Raw genomic sequence first — 2,738 nt, 5'->3', positions numbered from 1 at the left:
AGAACGCCCGTACCTCGGTGGCGATCTCGTGGGGCTCGTCCACCTCGGTCAGACGGGCGCTCAGAGCGGCCAGGGCCTGGTTCGCGGGCTCGGCGACACCCATACGGTCGGCGTCCAGGGAGGGGTCGAGGTCGACCCGGAAGCCGGCGGCGGCGAGCATCCGGGCTGCCTTGGTGGCCTGCCGGTTCTCGTACTCACGGCCCATGTCCCAGTGCAGCCGGTACTGCCGGGTGAGCGGGCTGTGGTCGTCGATGAATCCGGCGTGCCGCAGCATCTCCTCCGCCAGGACGCCGTGCTCCGCCCGCCTGAAGCCTCCGTGGGGGACAGCGGCGACATTGCCAGTGGTCTCGAGGACGATCACCACATGCGGCTGCTCGGACTCGGACATCAAGGGCTCCAGGAGATCGAAGGCGGGTCAGAAGTGGGGGTTCTCGTTGGGCCGGTCGGCTCCGCCGGCGGCGGCCAGCAGCTCCGGCAGATCGGCAGGATCGGCCTCGCGCTGGTCGATCCACCAACCGGCACGTGTCACCGGCCGCACCGCGTCCTCCAGCACCGCCCACTCCGCCTCATTCGTCTCACCTTCGGTGACGAGGGCGGCGTACGCGGCGGTGACGAGCTGGTGCCGGCACCGGGCACCCCAGGCGACCGCCCGCTCGCCGCCCTCCAGCAGAGGCATCCGGAACTCCTCCTCCCACACCCGAGCCGCCTCCGTCTCGGCGGCCCGCTGCCCGGCCAGCCAGGAGGCGGTGGCCTCGGCGTCCTGGGTGCGGGTGGCCTGCCAGCAGACGGTGCAGTCCCGCCCGGCCAGCCACCGGGCATACCCCGCCCGCTGATCGGCCGGACGGGCGGAGAGGTCGGCGTCGGCGATGTGCCCGCAGGCATGCTCGACGGGCCAGACGGTCTTCACGGGCATGGAGGAACTCCTCGAAGGGGGAAGCGGATGCAAGGGGCGCAGGTCAGCGTGTACGGGTCGGATGCCCGCCGGGGCGGGGCCGAGGTGATGAGGATCAGCCCCGGGTGCCGGTTTGGCCCGGCCGGGATATTCCGCTAGACGCCGACGGGGGCAGGGAGGTCGAGATCATTACCCTGGTGATGATCTTGGTCTGTAGCGTGGGGGCAACACACGGCGCAGTCCGCGCCCGTGTGCATCTCATGACGACCGGGAGGGGTTCCGCATGGCTATCGAAGCGGGCAAGTGGGAGATGAGCAACAGCGATAACTACGGTGAGTACCTGAAGGCTGCGGGCTTCGGCCTGATCCAGCGGAACCTGGCCGAGAAGGCCACGCCCACCGAGGAACTCACGACCGGCGACGGACCCTGGGAACTGTCCATCACGACTCAGCTCAAGGTCTTGAAGGTGTCGTTCACCCTCGGCGAGCCCGTCGACCACGCGACGGAGGACGGGCGCACCGCGATGTCGACCTTCACCAGGGACGGAGGCAAACTGATCCAGACCCAGCGCTGCGGGAGCGACTGGGCCACGGTGATCAGGGAGTACGGCCCGACCGAGATGACCGCCCACTACAGCGCCAAAGGCATAACGGCCACCCGCACCTTCAAGCGCCTCTGAACCCCTTCGCACGCCACACAACGCTGACACCTTCGGCACCGGGATTGTGAGGACGGCGTCCAGGCCGTGTCCGACCGGGAGCCCTCGGCGGGCGGCTGCCCTGGGCGGCAACCTCTCCGCCCAGGGCAACGGGAACCGGAGCGGGAAGCGCCCAGAGCCCCACGCTCCCGGCGCCAACCGCACCAACAGCGAGTCAGCGCGCCCCCGGCCGCTGGTGACGTACGGCGGGGACCGCTGCCGGAACGTTCTCGGCCGGCTCCGGCGCGTGACCGGGAAGGTGTGCGGCATGGGGTGAGCGGGAGCGGGCAGCCTCGGTCCGGAGCGCCCGGGAGGCTTCTGGGTCCGGGCCTGCGAGCGGCTGGGCGGCCTGGGCGATCTCGACCAGGGCGGAAGCGTTCTCAGTCCAGGTCAGGGCATAGTGCCAGCCCTCGGCGTTGCGCTCAGCAAGGGCCCGCGACCGGACCTCCTCGGTGCGCGGGTGACCGGGGACGAGCGCGTTCTCGACGGAGAGCCACGCGTCGTGGACGCGTCGGCCTCCGTCGAGGACCTCCCGCAGGGCCCGGAGCCGCTGGTCCCAGCGGTGTTCGAGGCGCTGGTCCTGGTCCAGGTCCGGCAGCACGTCCTCGGCCGGAACGATCAGAGCCGTCCCCTCGGTGAGGTAGGGGGCGAACTGGGCCCACATGTCGGCGTCCCGCTGCCGCTGGCGCAGGCCGTAGCGGTCGTCCAGGGGCCAGCCCTCGGCGTCGCACAGGCCGTCGGAGACGGCGTCCCAGTCGGCCAGCACCTTCTCCCCGGCCTCGACGGAGGCCGCCAGACGGATGAACGGCTCGTCCACGCTCACCGCTCCCCATCCCGGCCGGAACGGCGCCGGGCACGGCGGCCTTCGTGTCCGAAGGCGTCGGCGCCGAGATGAACGCGGCCGTGCCCGGCATTGGCCGTGCAGGCTTCGAGGTAGAGCCGGACGAGTTTGCCGATCGCTCGGCGGAAGCGGCGTCGGGACACCGGGGCAACGCTCCTTGTATAGAGGGGTGAAGGCGGGGCCACCGGACCCGAGGACAGGCGGCCCCGCCGGAGAGCCGATCAGGTCAGGCAGCCATACGGGCGTCGGTGTCGAACAACGTTCGCTCGGCCGGGTGGAGCAGATGTTGCGTAATGAAGCTCCGGCCT

Annotated in this window: 4 protein-coding genes and 1 pseudogene; 1 reads left to right on the top strand and 4 read right to left on the bottom strand. The window is 71.0% G+C overall.

The genetic code is table 11. The features are described from left to right. A pseudogene (locus FF041_RS13275) lies at positions 1-388 on the bottom strand (hypothetical protein); the annotation flags it as partial. 27 nt (positions 389-415) lie between these two features. Next, positions 416-913, bottom strand: coding sequence for a hypothetical protein (locus tag FF041_RS13270; RefSeq protein ID WP_153523025.1), 498 nt, complete (start codon positions 911-913; stop codon positions 416-418). Positions 914-1,175: 262 nt separating this feature from the next. Between FF041_RS13270 and FF041_RS13265 the strand changes: the two genes are divergently transcribed. Then, positions 1,176-1,571 (top strand): lipocalin/fatty-acid binding family protein, encoded by a 396-nt coding sequence (locus tag FF041_RS13265; RefSeq protein ID WP_153523024.1) that lies wholly within the window; start codon positions 1,176-1,178, stop codon positions 1,569-1,571. Positions 1,572-1,764: 193 nt separating this feature from the next. On the opposite strand, the gene FF041_RS13260 is transcribed toward FF041_RS13265, so the two are convergent. Further along, positions 1,765-2,406 (bottom strand): hypothetical protein, encoded by a 642-nt coding sequence (locus FF041_RS13260; protein WP_153523023.1) that lies wholly within the window; start codon positions 2,404-2,406, stop codon positions 1,765-1,767. Between the two features lie 2 nt (positions 2,407-2,408). Continuing rightward, positions 2,409-2,573, bottom strand: coding sequence for a hypothetical protein (locus tag FF041_RS13255; RefSeq protein WP_153523022.1), 165 nt, complete (start codon positions 2,571-2,573; stop codon positions 2,409-2,411). Between the last annotated feature and the right edge of the window lie 165 nt (positions 2,574-2,738).

Source organism: Streptomyces jumonjinensis (assembly GCF_009600885.1).
Taxonomy (GTDB): Bacteria; Actinomycetota; Actinomycetes; order Streptomycetales; family Streptomycetaceae; genus Streptomyces; species Streptomyces jumonjinensis.
This window is presented reverse-complemented; position numbering and strand designations above follow the sequence as displayed.

What these genes read in the sequence shown, in the direction of transcription:
- FF041_RS13270 (WP_153523025.1), bottom strand. Translation starts at nt 913, where the DNA reads ATGCCCGTGAAGACCGTCTGGCCCGTCGAGCATGCCTGCGGGCACATC.
- FF041_RS13265 (WP_153523024.1), top strand. Translation starts at nt 1,176, where the DNA reads ATGGCTATCGAAGCGGGCAAGTGGGAGATGAGCAACAGCGATAACTAC.